The sequence below is a fragment of the Streptomyces sp. NPDC043853 genome (assembly GCF_056436025.1).
Genome location: NZ_JBWKDJ010000001.1, coordinates 764,733 through 780,321 on the forward strand (window position 1 = coordinate 764,733; position 15,589 = coordinate 780,321).

General features: G+C 73.9%; 10 protein-coding genes and 1 riboswitch. Of the genes, 6 read left to right on the top strand and 4 right to left on the bottom strand.

The window, feature by feature from the left end; translation table 11 throughout:
* Window positions 1–89: 89 nt before the first annotated feature.
* Window positions 90–1,052: an oxidoreductase gene (locus AC067U_RS03315; RefSeq protein ID WP_478827878.1), complete on the bottom strand. Its 963-nt coding sequence runs from the start codon at window positions 1,050–1,052 to the stop codon at window positions 90–92.
* 259 nt (window positions 1,053–1,311) lie between these two features.
* Here AC067U_RS03315 and cbiE point away from each other — a divergent pair, with 259 nt between their 5' ends.
* The 5 genes from cbiE (at window position 1,312) to AC067U_RS03340 (ending at window position 7,331) form a co-directional block, all read left to right on the top strand.
* Window positions 1,312–2,547, top strand: coding sequence for a precorrin-6y C5,15-methyltransferase (decarboxylating) subunit CbiE (gene cbiE / locus AC067U_RS03320; RefSeq protein ID WP_478827879.1), 1,236 nt, complete (start codon window positions 1,312–1,314; stop codon window positions 2,545–2,547).
* A gap of 6 nt (window positions 2,548–2,553) precedes the next feature.
* Window positions 2,554–3,303: a precorrin-4 C(11)-methyltransferase gene (gene cobM, locus AC067U_RS03325; RefSeq protein WP_478827880.1), complete on the top strand. Its 750-nt coding sequence runs from the start codon at window positions 2,554–2,556 to the stop codon at window positions 3,301–3,303.
* A 58-nt stretch (window positions 3,304–3,361) separates the two neighbouring features.
* Window positions 3,362–4,234, top strand: a complete 873-nt coding sequence (locus AC067U_RS03330; RefSeq protein ID WP_478827881.1) for a cobalt-precorrin-6A reductase — start codon at window positions 3,362–3,364, stop codon at window positions 4,232–4,234.
* 93 nt (window positions 4,235–4,327) lie between these two features.
* On the top strand, window positions 4,328–5,047 hold the full coding sequence (locus AC067U_RS03335; RefSeq protein ID WP_478827882.1) for a hypothetical protein: 720 nt from the start codon (window positions 4,328–4,330) through the stop codon (window positions 5,045–5,047).
* Between the two features lie 1,924 nt (window positions 5,048–6,971).
* Complete coding sequence (locus AC067U_RS03340) at window positions 6,972–7,331, top strand: DUF6204 family protein (protein ID WP_478827883.1); 360 nt, start codon at window positions 6,972–6,974, stop codon at window positions 7,329–7,331.
* Between the two features lie 172 nt (window positions 7,332–7,503).
* On the opposite strand, the gene AC067U_RS03345 is transcribed toward AC067U_RS03340, so the two are convergent.
* Genes AC067U_RS03345 through AC067U_RS03355 form a run of 3 tightly spaced genes read right to left on the bottom strand, consistent with a single transcriptional unit; the run spans window position 7,504 to window position 11,245 of the window.
* Window positions 7,504–9,051 (bottom strand): precorrin-2 C(20)-methyltransferase, encoded by a 1,548-nt coding sequence (locus AC067U_RS03345; RefSeq protein WP_478827884.1) that lies wholly within the window; start codon window positions 9,049–9,051, stop codon window positions 7,504–7,506.
* Window positions 9,048–9,695: a precorrin-8X methylmutase gene (locus tag AC067U_RS03350; RefSeq protein ID WP_478827885.1), complete on the bottom strand. Its 648-nt coding sequence runs from the start codon at window positions 9,693–9,695 to the stop codon at window positions 9,048–9,050. The genes AC067U_RS03345 and AC067U_RS03350 overlap by 4 nt, the downstream gene beginning before the upstream one ends.
* On the bottom strand, window positions 9,692–11,245 hold the full coding sequence (locus tag AC067U_RS03355) for a cobalamin biosynthesis protein CobG (protein ID WP_478828276.1): 1,554 nt from the start codon (window positions 11,243–11,245) through the stop codon (window positions 9,692–9,694). Before AC067U_RS03355 ends, AC067U_RS03350 begins: the two co-directional genes overlap by 4 nt.
* A 488-nt stretch (window positions 11,246–11,733) precedes the next feature.
* A riboswitch (cobalamin riboswitch) is annotated at window positions 11,734–11,829 on the top strand.
* A gap of 51 nt (window positions 11,830–11,880) precedes the next feature.
* Between AC067U_RS03355 and cobN the strand changes: the two genes are divergently transcribed.
* On the top strand, window positions 11,881–15,519 hold the full coding sequence (gene cobN / locus AC067U_RS03360) for a cobaltochelatase subunit CobN (RefSeq protein WP_478827886.1): 3,639 nt from the start codon (window positions 11,881–11,883) through the stop codon (window positions 15,517–15,519).
* The last annotated feature ends 70 nt before the right edge of the window (window positions 15,520–15,589 follow it).

Consider the following 15,589-nt stretch of genomic DNA (forward strand, 5'->3'; position numbering starts at 1 on the left):
GGTTGCAGGCCCGGTTGCAGGCCCGGTTGCAGGCCGGTTGCAGGAGATCGACGCCCTCCTGGCCGGAACGAGCAGGCCACGGCGTGCGGTCAGCGGGACGGGAGGTCGTAGCTGACACCGGTGAGTCGTGTGGAGGTCTCCCACAGCCGGACGGCGGATACGTCGTCCAGGGTCCATCGCGCGCGCGGGGAGCGGGCCGGGGCACCGCGCCAGCCGAAACGCGGGCCGATGAACTCGTCCGGACGGACTCCGGCGGCGGTCGCCGCGTACAGCGTGGGCAGGGCTCCGGAAGAGGCGCGCTGCGCCACGACCCGGTTGGCGAGCTCCATCAGGCGCTCGGCCGCCCGCCGGCCCTCCTGACGGGGGCCCGCGGTCTGGAGGTTGGTGGCCGCGTAACCGGGATGGGCGGCGGCCGCGACGATCCCGGACCCGGCCGCGACCAGTCGGCGGGCCAGTTCGTGGACGAAGAGCAGGTTGGCGGTCTTGGACCGGCCGTACGCGATCCAGCGCCGGTAGGAGCCCTCGCCACCGGGACCGGAGCGGTCGAGGCCGGAACGGTCGAGCTCGGAGTGGTCCAGGTCGGCCAGGGCGTGGAAGCCGCTGGAGACGGTGACGATCCGGGCCTCGGGCGCCGCCAACAGGCCGGGCAGCAGGAGACCGGTGAGCGCGAAGTGACCGAGGTGGTTGACGCCGAACTGGGTCTCGAAGCCGTCGGCGGTGCGCCCGTACGGCAGGGCCATCACACCCGCGTTGTTCACCAGCAGGTCGAGGCGCCCGCCGTACCGATCCCCGTACGCCGACGCGAACTTCCTGACCGAGCCGAGGTCCGCGAGGTCCAGGGGCATGAACTCGACCTCGGCGTCCGGGAGCCTGCGCCGGATCAGGGCCTCGGCGACCCGGCCGCGTTCCGTGCTGCGGCAGGCCAGCACCACCCGCGCCCCGTGCCGGGCCAGCTCGCCGGCGGTCACCAGGCCGATCCCGCTGTTGGCCCCGGTGACCACCGCGATGCGTCCCGTCTGGTCGGGGATGTCCGCCGCACTCCAGCCCGCCACCACAGTCCTCCTCGCATCCGTGCATCCGGCGTATCCGTGCACCCGCACGCCCGCACGCCCGTACGCCCGTACGCCCGTACGCCCGTACGCCCGTACGCCCGAGCATCGTGTGCCCGAGCGCTCCATGATCGTGCCGAACGGCCCGCACACTTAGGTATTACCGATGGTAACTCCGGTGGCCCGGGGACGTCCGCCACCCGAACGGTAGAGTGCGGATCCGCCCCCCGTCCGGCCGGACCGTCCCCCGAGGAACCGCGCAGTGAGCTCCGCAGCACCCCCCATACCCGTGACGGTCGTCGGCATCGGAGCGGACGGCTGGGCCGGACTCACCGCCGCCGCCCGCGACGCGCTGACCGAGGCCGAGGTACTCATCGGCGGAGCCCGCCAACTGGTGATGGCACCGACCCGGGCGTGCCACGGCGAGCGCGTGTCCTGGCCGAGTCCGCTGCGGCCCGCCGTGCCCGCACTGCTGGCGCGGTACGCCGGCCGCCGGATCGTGGTCCTCGCGAGCGGGGACCCCATGTTCTACGGGATCGGCCGCGCATTGTCGGAGGAGATCGGTCCGGACCGCCTGCGGATCCTCCCCCATCCGTCCTCCGTGTCGTACGCCTGCGCCCGCCTGGGCTGGCCCGTCGAGGACACCGACGTGGTCACCGTGGTCGGCCGCCCCCTGGCCCGGCTCGCCGCCGCGCTGCACCAAGGGCGGCGCGTGCTGGTGCTGAGCGCGGGCTCCGGATCCCCCGGCGAGATCGCCGCCCTGCTGCGTGAACGGGGCTTCGGACCCAGCCGGATGCGCGTGCTGGAACAGCTCGGCTCCGAGGACGAGGCCGCGTACGAGGGCACCGCCGACGCCTGGCCGCACCCGCCCGGCGACCCGCTGAACGTGGTCGCCGTGGACTGCCGCCGCGCCCCCGGCGCGCTGCGGCTCGGTGCCGCGCCCGGCCTCCCCGACGCGGCTTACGAGCACGACGGTCAGCTGACCAAGCGCCACGTACGGGCCGCCACCCTGTGCGCGCTGGCTCCGGCACCCGGCGAACTGCTCTGGGACGTCGGCGGCGGCTCCGGCTCCATCGGCATCGAGTGGATGCGCACTCACCCGTCCTGCCGGGCGATCTCCGTGGAACGCTCCCCCGAACGGGCGGCCCGGATCACCCGGAACGCCGCCGCGCTCGGCGTCCCCGGGCTGCGCGTGGTCACCGGCGCGGCCCCCGAGGCACTCGCCGGGCTCCCCGCTCCCGACGCGGTGTTCATCGGCGGCGGGCTGACCGCACCCGGCCTGCTGGACGCGGTCTGGGCGGCCCTGCCGGCCGGCGGCCGGCTGGTGGTCAACACGGTCACCCTCGAATCGGAGGCCCTGCTCGCCCGCCGCCACCGCGAACACGGTGGCGAGCTGGTGAAACTGGCCGTCTCGCACGCGGTGCCGGTCGGCGGTTTCACGGGCTGGCGGCAGGCGATGCCGGTCACGCAGTGGTCGGTCACCAAGGAAGGCAGCTGAGACGACATGACGGTCTACTTCATCGGAGCGGGCCCCGGCGCCGCCGACCTGATCACGGTGCGCGGCGCCCGTACCCTCGCCGCCAGTCCGGTATGCCTGTACGCGGGCAGCCTGGTCCCGCCGGAGCTGCTGGCCGAGTGCCCCGAAGGGGCCCGGCTGGTGGACACCTCACAGCTGGACCTCGACCAGATCGTGGCGGAGATGACGGCCGCGCACGAGGCCGGGCTGGACGTGGCCCGGCTGCACTCCGGCGACCCCTCGATCTTCAGCGCGGTCGCCGAGCAGATGCGCCGTCTGGACACCGCGGGCATTCCCTACGAGGTGGTGCCCGGAGTCCCGGCGTTCGCCGCGGCGGCGGCCTCGCTCAAGCGGGAACTGACCGTCCCGACCGTCGGCCAGACCGTCATCCTGACCCGCATCGCCCAACAGGCCACCCCCATGCCCGAGGGAGAGGACCTGGCCACCCTCGGCCGGAGCGGCGCACTGCTGGTCCTGCACCTGGCGACGCGGTACGTCGACCGGGTTGTCAACGAACTGCTGCCGCACTACGGGGCGGACTGCCCGGCCGCCGTGGTCGCGATGGCCAGCCGGCCCGACGAGCTGATCCTGCGCGGCACGCTGGAGGACATCGCGGACCAGGTGAAGGCACACGGTCTGGTGCGCACGGCCGTCATCGTGGTGGGCCGCACGCTGGCGGCCAAGGAGTTCCGCGACAGCCACCTGTACTCGCCGGAGCGCGACCGGCATGTCTGCTGAGGCGGGGCCCGTTCCCGGGCCCGGTCCCGTCGGACCCGAACCGAACCCCACAGAACGGATGCGGCACGTCCTGATCCTGGGCGGCACGACCGAGGCCCGTCGCCTGGCGGAAGCACTGGCGGATGGGCGGGCGCAGGCACAGGCACAGACCCGAACGCAGGCCGGGACCGAGGCCGGGACTGGGGCTGGGGCCGGGAACATGGCCGAGACCGGTGCCGAGGCCGACACCAACGCCAACGCCAACACCAACACCAACACCCTCTACCGCGTCACCAGCTCGCTCGCGGGCCGGGTCGCGGCGCCCGCACTGCCGCCGGGCGAAACCCGGATCGGCGGTTTCGGCGGGCCGGCCGGCCTCGCGGCCTGGATCGCGGAGCACCAGGTCACCCACCTCGTGGACGCCACCCACCCGTTCGCCGGGCGGATGAGCTTCCACGCCGCCGAGGCGGCCGCTGCGACGGGAATCCCGGTGCTGGCGCTGCGCCGCCCGGCCTGGGAGCCCGTACCCGGCGACATGTGGCACCGGGTCCCGGACCTGGAGACGGCCGCGGAAGTGCTGCCGGAACTGGGCAGCCGGGCGTTCCTGACCACCGGCCGGATGGGCCTGGCCGCCTTTGCCCACCTGGACCGGACCTGGTTCCTGGTCCGGTCGGTGGACGCACCGGAGCCGCCGATGCCGGCGCGTACGGAAGTCCTGCTGGCCCGGGGGCCGTTCGCGCTGGCGGACGAGCGGGAGCTGCTGCGCGCACACCGGATCGACGTCCTGGTCACCAAGGACAGCGGCGGCTCGGCCACCGCCCCCAAACTGACCGCCGCCCGAGAGGCCGGCATCCCGGTGCTCGTGGTCGACCGGCCGCCGGTGCCGGACGGGGTGCCGGAGGCCCCATCGGTGGCGGAAGCGCTCAACTGGCTCACCGAACACGGCGCCTGAGCCGCCACGGAGGCCGTGGACGGGGACGGGCACGGGGACGGGGACGGGGACGGGGACGGGGCACTGTCGTAGGCACCGGCTAGGTTCGATCGTATGAGCACCACGAGCCTGATGATTCACGGCGGTTCCGCCGATCCCCACGCCCCGGTCACCCGGATCGGCGGCCTGCCACTGGCGCCCGCGGGCACCGAGTGGCCCGCCTGCACGACCTGTTCCGGCCCGCTGCAGTTCATAGCCCAACTCTTGCTGGGCGAGGGGCACGGGACCGTGGCCGTCTTCATGTGCGCGAACGACCCTGGCGGGTGCGAGGAGTGGAGTGCAACGTCCGGCGGCAACCGGGCGTTCCTGTTCCCTGTCCCCGCCGACGGACTCGTCCCGCTGCCCCTGCCCGAGGTGGCGCCCGGGGTGGGCGCGGAGGCGGACGCGGACGAGGACGAGGAGCATGAGGACGAGGACGACGAGGACGACGAGGACGAGGACGACGCGGACGAGGACGAAATCCTGCAACTCGGCGCCGTCCGAACCGTCGAGCTTGTCGAAACGACCGACGCGGACTTCCGGGAGGCGTACCTGGCCTGGTCGACAGAGACCGGCCGTTCCACGGCCGAGGTTCTCGGACAGCTGGGCGGCGCTCCTCACTGGCTGCAGTACGACCAGATACCCGACTGCCCCGGCTGCACCCGCCCGATGGCCTTCGCCGCACAGCTCAAGGAAGGCCCCGACCCCCTGACCGCACCCAACTTCGGCTCCGGCCAGGCATACGTTTTCGCGTGCGAGCCATGCGCGGAGGCCGCTTTCCTCTGGCAGTGCTGAGGGCAGGCGGGGCCGGGGATCGGCGGAACTCACCCTGAGCGGGGTCGTCGGTGGGGCGGGAGCGAGGCATGCCGGTGCTCCGCTTGGACGGAATCCGGGAGGTGCCCGGGGGCTGCCCGTCAGTCCCAGTGTCATTACGTGCCGCCCGCCGGCGTCAAGGGCGCTCCTTCGTCGCGTCGGCAAGCCGATGGCCCTTCGGGCCCCCCTTGACCCCGACGACCGTCACGCAACGACAAGGACTGTCGGGCCGCCCCCGGGGGATGGCATGGGAGGAGCCTTCGGATCCTGGTGGTCTGGCGTTGGCGGGCACGAGCAGCGGCTCCCGCCCGGGCAGCCGCCCTCCGGGCGGGAAGCCGGATCGAAGTCGATCAGATCTACGTAATCCAGGCCGGTCCAGGCGCCCCAAATCGCTACGCGCTCCTGCTGATTGGCGGATGCGGGCCGCCGGTGGCCGGACATAGGCCGCCAACGATCGCTACGCGCTCCGGACGGACGGCGGATGCGGGCCGCCGGGGGTTGAACGTGGGCCGCCCACGATCGCTACGCGCTCCGGACGGACGGCGCGTGCGGGCCGCCGGTGGCCGAACACAGACCGCCGACAGCTGCTACACGCACCGGTCCGTCGGCGAGTGCGAGTCGCCGGGGAGAGGAGAAGCGCCTGCGATCGCTACGTACTCCTGCCATTTCAGCGGCCGACAGGCCGTCGCAGGCCCTCTCAAAGCGGGAGTAACGATCTGGTCGAGGTGAGGATCCGAGATTGGTCCCAGAGTGCCTCAAGAGCCGCCCACGCAGGCGGTATATCGGCATGATTTGACCGGCTGTGAGGGGTGCTGGGGTGTGGAGGGGTGCTCTCGGATTCTCAGTTCGGTCTGATCGGCTCGACGGCCCGTCGGGTGGCAGTCGGCCGCTCCGATCCGGAGGATCGGGCGAGCCGGCTGGCACCTTGACCTACCGCAGGCGGCCTGATGGCCGCCCGACCGCCCCGACCGCCCACCTCCGTCGTCTGCGGGCGTGGTCGTCTGATCCCCGAGCCCGCCAACGACCCAGCCGCCGCCCAAACCGCCCGAACCACCCAACGACCGAACCACCCAACGGCCAGACCACCCAACGGCCGAAGTACCCAACGGCCGATGGTGTCATCGGCCATCAGTGCACATCGACACATTGGCACATTGACACATCGGTCCGAACGACGCGTCGGCCGCCGTCCCGGCGGGAGCACGTAGCGATCGCAGGCGCTTCACCCAGCCACCGGCGACCCGCATCCGCCGTCCGTCCGGAGCGCGTAGCGATCGTTGGCGGTCTCTGTCCGGCCACCGGCGGCCCGCATTCGCCAATCAGCAGGAGCGCGTAGCGATTTGGTGCGCCTGGACCGGCCTAAATTACGTAGATCTGATCGACTTCGCTTCCGCGTCCGCCCGGAGGGCGGCTGGCCGAGCGGAGCCGCTGCTGGTGCCCGCCAAGGCCAGAGCGCAAGGATCCGAAGGCTCCTCCCATGCCATCCCCCGGGGGCCGCCCGACAGTCCTTGTCGTTGCGTGACGGTCGTCGGTGTCAAGGGGGGCCCGAAGGGCCATCGGCTTGCCGACGCGACCAACGGGAGCGCCCTTGACGCCGGCGGCCGGCACGTAATGACACTGGGACTGACGGGCAGCCCCCGGGCACCTCCCGGATTCCGTCCAAGCGGAGCACGGGCATTCCTCGCTCCCGCCCCGCCAACCGATGCCGTCCCGGCGGAGTCCTCCGGCCTCCGGCCCCGGCCCCGCCCGAATGGGGGATCGACCCGGGGAAGCGTGGTACCTCGGCTCCCGCAGTCCGCTTCCGCCCTCACCTCCCCCATCACCCCGCCCCACCCCGGTCTCCGCTCAGGCGGAATCCCAGAAAATGCGGATGCGGGTGGTAGCCGGACCGGCCTAGCCTGCCGGGATGAGCACCCGCACTTTTCGGATCACCGTCCGCGGTTCGTTCGACGCGCTCACTGCCGAACAGCGTGCCGAGCTGGTGGCCGAGGCCGCCGAGCACCACATCCTCACCGCCGAGTACCGGCCCGAGGGGCACCTGTCGTACGACCTCGGCACCGGGGACTTCTTCACCTTCCGGTTCCTGGACTCCGGTGAGGCCGAGGAGGACATCCTGGAGGCGTCCGCCCGGGCGGAACTCGCGGCCGAGGAGTGGCTGACCGGGCGCGGGTACGCGTACAAGCGGCTGAAGTCCCAGGCCCTGGACCTCTCCCAGGCGCCGATGGGCAAGCGGCAGCGCCGCGAAGCCGCACGTCGCGCCTCCTGACCCCCAGCCCCGAACCCGGACGAGCCCGGCCGCCGCCCCGTGCAGGCGGGGCGGCGGGCGAGCACAGCAGACACGGGAAACACGGCAGACACCGCAGATACCGCGGACACCTCAGACACCGCGGACACCGCAGGCGGACGAACGACGCCGCAGCCGCCGGGCGCCTGCCCGCTCAGGCCTCCGGATAGCGCCGAGGCGTCCAGGTGATGCGGGTGCCGTCGCCCCGCTCCGTGATCTGGGTCTGCGAGGAACCGATCAGCAGGATCGTCCGCATGTCGACCTCGGAGGGCTCCAGCGTGCCCAGCGTCAGGACCCGGACGGACTGCTCCGGGCCGCCGACGTCGCGTGCCACCACCACCGGGGTGTCCGCGCCGCGCAGCTCCGTCAGCAGGTCGCGGGCCTGCGCCACCTGCCAGGTGCGGCTGCGCGAGCCGGGGTTGTACAGGGCGAGGACCAGGTCCGCGGCAGAGGCGGCGCGGAGCCGGTCCGCGATGACCTCCCACGGCTTGAGGCGGTCGGAGAGCGAGATCGTGGCGTAGTCGTGGCCGAGCGGGGCGCCGGCCGCGGCGGCCGCCGCGTTCGCCGCCGTCACGCCCGGCAGGACCCGTACCGGCACGTCCTTGTACGCGTCCTGGCCGGCGACCTCCAGGACGGCGGTCGCCATGGCGAAGACGCCAGGATCACCGCCCGAGACCACCGCGACCCGCTTGCCGCGGCGCGCCAGGTCCAGGGCGAACTCGGCACGCTCCGACTCCACCTTGTTGTCCGACCCGTGCCGGATCTGTCCGGGCCGGACCGGAACCCGGTCCAGGTACGTGGTGTAGCCGATGAGGACCTCGGCGTCGGCCAGCACGCGCTTGGTCTCCGGGGTGAGCCACAGCGGGCCGGCCGGGCCGGTACCGACGACCGCCACCTCGCCGGGGCCGGCGGGCTTGGCGCCCGGGTTGCCGATCCGGCTCGGTACGACGGCCACCGCGAAGTACGGCACCGACTCCGGGTCGGTGTCGGCGAGCCGGCCGGTCCGCTCGCCCGCCATGGTGGCGCGTTCGACGTACCGGGCCTCCGCCAGTCGGCCGGAGGACTCCATGGCGCTGCGGACGGCCGGGAAGGTGCGGCCGAGCTTCATCACCACGGCGGAGTCCGTGGCGGCGAGGCGCGCCGTGAGCTCCTCCTCGGGCAGGGTTCCGGGCAGGATGGTCAGCACCTCCTCGCCCTCGACCAGCGGGGTCTGCAGCCGGGCGGCGGCGGCGCTCACCGAGGTGACACCGGGGATCACCTCGGTCTCGTAGCGGTCGGCGAGCCGCTTGTGCATGTGCATGTACGAGCCGTAGAAGAGCGGGTCGCCCTCCGCGAGCACGGCGACCGTACGGCCTGCGTCGAGGTGCGCGGCGAGCCGGGCGGCGGACTCCTCGTAGAACTCCTCCATCGCGCCCTGGTAGCCGCCGGGGTGGTCGGTGGTCTCCGTGGTGACCGGGTAGACCAGCTGTTCCTCGACGTGGTCGGCGCGCAGGTGCGCCTGCGCGATGGAGCGGGCGATGGACCGGCCGTGGCGGGCGCTGTGGTAGGCCACCACGTCCGCCTCGGCGATCACCTGGACGGCCCGGAGGGTCATCAGGTTGGGATCGCCGGGGCCGAGCCCCACTCCGTACAACCTGCCGAGAGCGCTGCCGTGGCCGCTGCCGTGGCCGGTGCCCGTATCGGTGCTGGCTGCCGTGCTCATTCTTCCTCGCTCGCTATCGCGTTGATCGCCGCGGCGGCGATGGCGCTGCCGCCGCGCCGCCCGCGCACGATCAAGTGGTCCAGGCCGGAGGGGTGTTCGGCCAGTGCGTCCTTGGACTCGGCGGCGCCGATGAACCCGACCGGGACGCCGATGACGGCGGCCGGACGCGGGGCCCCCTCCTCGATCATCTCCAGGAGCCGGAAGAGGGCGGTGGGGGCGTTGCCGACGGCCACCACGGAACCCTCCAGAAGGCCGCGGTCGCGCCACAGTTCGAGGGCGGCGGCGCTGCGCGTCGTGCCCATCTTCCGGGCGAGCTCGGGCACCGCCGGGTCGGAGAGGGTGCACAGCACGTCGTTGTCCGCGGGCAGCCGCTTGCGGGTGACCCCGCTGGCGACCATCTGTACGTCGCACAGGATCGGCGCGCCGGCGTGCAGGGCGGCGCGGGCGCGCAGCACGACCTCGTCCGTGTAGCCCAGATCCCCGGGCAGGTCGGTCATTCCGCAGGCGTGGATCATGCGGACGGCGACCTGGGCCACCGAGGCGGGGAGCCCGGACAGGTCCGCCTCGGCGCGGATCGTGGCAAAGGACTGGCGGTAGATCGCGGCGCCGTCCTTCTCGTACTCGAACACGGTGTAGTCGCTCATCTCTCTGCTGGGGTGTTCCGGGCTGTGGTGAGGGAGGCCGCAAGGTCGGGTCCGGAGGGCACCGGCCGCCCGTGGACGGACAGGTCGTAGCCGCTGCCGGTGGCGAGCACGTCCACCCAGGCGGTGCCTCGGGGGTGGCCGCAGCGGCGCGCGCAGCCGGAGAAGTGCACCGGCAGCGGTCTGTGGCGCCGCGTCTCGTCCTGCCCGGCCGGCGTGCCGACTTCCGCTGCGCCGGTCTCCGTGGCACCGGGCCGTGGGTCGGTGCGCGTGACGACGGCCAGGGCGTCGGCGCGTACGTCCGCGAGGGACTTCGCGCAGCCGGGCCGCCCGGCGCAGGCGGTGACCCCCTCGGAGGGGTGGTCGGGCCCGGTGACCAGACCGACGGCGGCGAGCGCCGCGGCGGCGGCCGGGGCGGTACGGGTGGTCGGGCCGGGGAGGACGAAGCCGCGCCAGGGGGTGGCACGGAGGCGCCCGCCGTCACCGCCGCTCGCGGCGGCGAGGGCGCGGAGCTGGGCGGTCGTCAGCCGGCCGAGGGGCACCCCGACGACCAGGGCATCACCGGCCGGGCCGGGGCGCGGGGGTTCGGCGGCCCGGCCGGACGGAGCGGTCGGGGCGGCCGGGCCGCTCGGGGTGATCAGGACGGGAACGACGCGGGCCCCGGAGCATCCCTGAGCCCGCATCAGCTCGGCGAGGGCCGCGGCGTCGAGCGCGTGCTCCGGCGGGAGTTCGCGGACCTGCCAGGCGCGGGTCCCGGCGGCACGGGCGGCGTCCAGGAAGGCGCGCGCCGCGACCAGCGCGGCACGGGGGGCGTCGGCGTGCGCGACCTCGACGGCCTCGGTGGCGTCGCCGACGCGGATCAGGGCCCGGCGGCCACCGTGGGCGCCGTTGACCGTGCCGGTTCCCATGCCGGTGCCGGTGCCCGCGCCAATGCCGGTGCCAGTGTCCGTCCCCGTGCCGATGCCGGCATCGGCGTCAGTGCCGGCACCACGGCAGGGACCGGCCTGAAGCAGCACATCGGGGGAGAGCGCGGCGACGTCGCCGCGGCCGTCGTCGCAGGCGAACAGGAAGCGGCCGGACAGGGCGGCGGCCCAGTCGGCCGAGCAGAGCAGCCGGTCGAGTTCGCGGACCCAGCCCTCCACGTCGGGCAGGCCACCCGAGCCGGTGTCCCCGCCCGTACCCGGGCCCGCTCCCGTGCCGGTGAGCGGCGACATGACGACATTGCGGACCCGCTCGTGCGAAGGCGCGGGCAACAGGCCCGCGTCCGAGAGCAGTTGACCGAGCTCCCCGCCGCAGCCCGCGTCCAGGCCGCGGAGCTGGAGGTTGCCGCGCGAGGTGAGGTCGACGTGGCCGTCACCGAGCCGGTCGGCGGCGTCGGCGAGCGCCGTGGCCGCCGCGCCGGTGAGCAGCCCGCCGGGAACACGGACGCGGGCGAGGTAACCGTCGTCCGCCGCGTGCAGGCGGAGCGCACCCGGGCAGGCGTCACCGCGGTCCCGTATGACGGGTTCGTCACGGGGGGCGGCGGAGGGATGCGGGGGCATGGCGGCGAGCATACCCACCCGTACGGCGGCTCCCACCCCTCACCGCCCGCCCCGGCCGGGGTGGGGGCACAGCTCCCACCTGCGCCCCACCGGACCCGGCCATCGTGTCCGCCCGCCGCACGGAACCGCTCGCCCGGCCCCTCTCCTTCCCGTGGTACCGCCGGGCTGTTCGGCCGCATGCCGCGCTCGGCTGCACCCGGACCCGAACACGCTCGCACAGCCGAGCAGCCGAGCAGCCGGGCATCGGGCATCGGGCATCGGGGCAGCCCGGCAGGGCCACGGTGAGCGAACGGCCGGCTCGCCCGCCCGGCACCGCCGCCCACCCGCCGCACCCCCGCCCCGCACCCCCGCCCCGCGCCGGCCACCCCCGACGAACCACGGCGCACGGCGCCGAGCCAGGGCGCCGGTCGCTCCCGTGCGCCCCGCGGAAGTTCCCGGAACCCCCCTGACCAGCGGCGGGCCCGGCCGCTTAGGATGCACCCGGCGGGTCGACTGGCCCGTCGTCGCCAGGACGGCGACATGGGAGGAAGCCCGGTGCGATTCCGGCGCGGTCCCGCCACTGTGAGCCAGGCCCCGGCCGGGCGAGTCAGGAACTCCCGCCGTCCGCACTGCCCGGGGCGCGGAAACCCCAGGAAGGCTGCTTTCGCATGATCCTGCTGTTGTCGACCTCCGACACCGATCTGCTGAGCGCCCGCGCGGCCAACGCCGCGAGCGACGCGGGCGGGCCCGGGCCGTACCGGTTCGCGAACCCCTCCCGGCTCCCCCTCGACGACCTGCCCGGGCTGCTGGACGGCGCCGAGCTGGTCGTCGTACGCCTCCTCGGCGGTCTGCGGGCCTGGCAGGAGGGCCTGGACGTGCTGCTCGCCCCCGAGCAGACCCGGCCCGTGGTGGTGCTGACCGGTGAACAGGCCCCCGACGCGCAGCTGATGGAGGCCTCCACCGTCCCGATCGGCATCGCCGCCGAAGCGCACGCCTACCTGGCCCACGGCGGTCCGGCCAACCTCACACAGCTGGCCCGCTTCCTCTCCGACACCGTGCTGCTCACGGGTCACGGCTTCGAGCCGCCGGCCGCCGCCCCCACCTGGGGCCGGCTGGAGCGTGAGGCCGCCACCGGCGCGGCCCCCACCGGCGGCCCGACGATCGCCGTGCTCTACTACCGAGCCCACCAGATGAGCGGCAACACCGCGTTCGTGCACGCCCTGTGCGACGCGATCACCGAGGCCGGCGGGACGCCCGCGCCGCTGTACGTGTCCTCGCTGCGCAGCCCCGAGCCGGAGCTGCTGCGCGAACTCGGCGGCGCCGACGCCATCGTGACGACGGTCCTCGCGGCCGGCGGCACCCGGCCCGCCGACGCCTCGGCCGGCGGGGACGACGAGTCCTGGGACGCGGGCGCGCTCGCCGCGCTGGACGTGCCGATCCTGCAGGCACTCTGCCTCACCGGTTCGCGCAGCGCCTGGGAGGAGAACGACGAGGGCCTCTCCCCGCTGGACGCGGCCAGCCAGGTCGCCGTGCCCGAGTTCGACGGCCGCCTCATCACCGTGCCGTTCTCCTTCAAGGAGATCGACGCCGACGGCCTCCCCGCCTACGTCGCCGACCCCGAGCGGGCTGCCCGCGTCGCCGGGACCGCCGTACGCCATGCCCGCCTGCGCCACATCCCGAACGCCGAGAAGAAGATCGCGCTGGTGCTGTCGGCGTACCCGACCAAGCACTCGCGGATCGGCAACGCGGTCGGTCTGGACACCCCCGCGTCGGCCGTGGCGCTGCTGCGCCGCCTCATCGCCGAGGGCTACGACTTCGGCCCGGTCGAGGAGATCCCCGGGCTGGTCTCCGGCGACGGCGACGAGCTGATCCGGGCCCTGATCGAGGCCGGCGGCCACGACCAGGACTGGCTGACCGAAGAACAGCTGGCGAAGAACCCGGTCCGGATCCCGGCCGCCGACTACGAGCGGTGGTACGGGCAGCTGCCCGCGGAGCTCCGCGAGGAGGTCGAGGAGCACTGGGGTCCGGCGCCCGGCGAGATGTTCCTGGACCGGACGCACAATCCGGAGGGCGACATCGTCCTCGCGGCGCTGCGCCGCGGGAACCTGCTGATCCTCATTCAGCCGCCGCGCGGCTTCGGCGAGAACCCGATCGCGATCTACCACGACCCGGACCTGCCGCCGTCGCACCACTACCTGGGTGCCTACCGGTGGATCCAGGCCGCGGCCGCGGACGGCGGCTTCGGCGCCGACGCGATGATCCACCTGGGCAAGCACGGCAACCTGGAGTGGCTGCCCGGCAAGAACGCCGGCCTGTCCGCGGCCTGCGCGCCCGACGCCGCGCTCGGCGACCTGCCGCTGGTCTACCCGTTCCTGGTCAACGACCCGGGCGAGGGCACCCAGGCCAAGCGCCGGGTGCACGCCACCCTGGTCGACCACCTGGTGCCGCCGATGGCGCGCGCCGACTCCTACGGGGACATCGCCCGCCTGGAGCAGCACCTGGACGAGTACGCCCAGATCTCCTCCATGGACCCGGCGAAGCTGCCCGCGATCCGCGCCCAGATCTGGACGTTGATCCAGGCCGCGAAGCTGGACCACGACCTGGGCCTGGCGGAGCGCCCGGACGACGACGGCTTCGACGACTTCCTGCTGCACGTCGACGGCTGGCTGTGCGAGGTCAAGGACGCGCAGATCCGCGACGGCCTGCACGTCCTGGGCGGTGCGCCCGCCGGCCCGGAGCGGGTCAACCTGGTCCTGGCCATCCTGCGCGCCCGGCAGATCTGGGGCGGTACGACGGCCCTGCCCGGGCTGCGCGAGGCGCTCGGCCTGGACGAGTCCAAGGCCACCCGTACCTCCGCCGACGAGGCGGAGGAGCAGGCCCGCGCCCTGGTCGAGGCCATGGAGGCCGCGGACTGGGACCCGGCGGCGGTGGCGGAGGTGGCGTCCGGCCACGGGCGGCCGGTCCACGACATCCTGCGGTTCGCGGCCACCGAGGTGGTGCCGCGGCTGGCGGCCACCACCGATGAGCTGGCGCACGCCGTGCACGCCCTGAACGGCGGTTTCGTGCCGGCCGGTCCGTCCGGTTCGCCGCTGCGCGGTCTGGTCAACGTGCTGCCGACGGGCCGCAACTTCTACTCCGTGGACCCGAAGGCGGTGCCCTCGCGCCTCGCCTGGGAGACCGGCCAGGCCCTCGCCGACTCCCTCCTGGAGCGCTACCGCACCGACAACGGGGAGTGGCCGGCCTCCGTCGGCCTGTCCCTGTGGGGCACCAGCGCGATGCGCACCGCCGGCGACGACGTCGCCGAGGCCCTCGCCCTGCTCGGCATCCGCCCGGTGTGGGACGAGGCCTCGCGCCGTGTCACCGGCCTGGAGCCGATCCCGCTCGACGAGCTGGGCCGTCCGCGCATCGACGTGACCCTGCGCATCTCGGGCTTCTTCCGGGACGCCTTCCCGCACGTGATCGGCCTGCTGGACGACGCGGTGCGACTGGCCGCCTCGCTGGACGAGCCTGCCGAGTCCAACCACGTACGGGCGCACGCCCAGGCGGACCTGGCCGAGCACGGTGACGAGCGGCGTGCCACCACGCGCATCTTCGGCTCCCGGCCGGGTACGTACGGCGCGGGCATCCTGCAGCTGATCGACAGCCGGGACTGGCGCACCGACGCCGACCTGGCCGAGGTGTACACGGTGTGGGGCGGCTACGCGTACGGCCGGGGCCTGGAGGGCCGTCCGGCGCGCGCGGAGATGGAGTCGGCGTACAAGCGGATCACGGTGGCGGCGAAGAACACGGACACCCGTGAGCACGACATCGCCGACTCGGACGACTACTTCCAGTACCACGGCGGCATGGTGGCGACGGTGCGCGCGCTGCGCGGCACCGCGCCCGAGGCGTACATCGGCGACTCCACGCGCCCGGAGACGGTCCGTACCCGCACGCTGGTGGAGGAGACCAGCCGGGTGTTCCGGGCCCGGGTGGTCAACCCCAAGTGGATCGAGGCGATGCGCCGCCACGGCTACAAGGGCGCCTTCGAGCTGGCGGCCACGGTCGACTACCTGTTCGGCTACGACGCCACGACGGGCGTGATCGCGGACTGGATGTACGACAAACTGACCGAGACGTACGTGCTGGACCCGGAGAACCAGGCCTTCCTGAAGGAGGCCAACCCCTGGGCGCTGCACGGCATCGCGGAGCGGCTGCTGGAGGCGGAGTCCCGCGGTCTGTGGGAGAAGCCGGACCCGCAGGTGCTGGAGGCGCTGCGGCAGGTGTACCTGGACACGGAGGGCAGCCTGGAGGGCGAGGCGGAGTAACCCACCCGCCCGGAAGGGCAGTTCACCTACCGAGCCGGCCGCGCGACCTCGTACGGGGTCGCGCGGCCGG

Bases quoted from the DNA above. Each gene is read 5' to 3' on its own strand.
- cobM (WP_478827880.1), top strand. From the start codon at position 2,554: ATGACGGTCTACTTCATCGGAGCGGGCCCCGGCGCCGCCGACCTGATC.
- AC067U_RS03330 (WP_478827881.1), top strand. From the start codon at position 3,362: ATGCGGCACGTCCTGATCCTGGGCGGCACGACCGAGGCCCGTCGCCTG.
- AC067U_RS03335 (WP_478827882.1), top strand. From the start codon at position 4,328: ATGAGCACCACGAGCCTGATGATTCACGGCGGTTCCGCCGATCCCCAC.
- AC067U_RS03340 (WP_478827883.1), top strand. From the start codon at position 6,972: ATGAGCACCCGCACTTTTCGGATCACCGTCCGCGGTTCGTTCGACGCG.
- AC067U_RS03345 (WP_478827884.1), bottom strand. From the start codon at position 9,051: ATGAGCACGGCAGCCAGCACCGATACGGGCACCGGCCACGGCAGCGGC.
- AC067U_RS03350 (WP_478827885.1), bottom strand. From the start codon at position 9,695: ATGAGCGACTACACCGTGTTCGAGTACGAGAAGGACGGCGCCGCGATC.
- AC067U_RS03355 (WP_478828276.1), bottom strand. From the start codon at position 11,245: ATGCTCGCCGCCATGCCCCCGCATCCCTCCGCCGCCCCCCGTGACGAA.
- cobN (WP_478827886.1), top strand. From the start codon at position 11,881: ATGATCCTGCTGTTGTCGACCTCCGACACCGATCTGCTGAGCGCCCGC.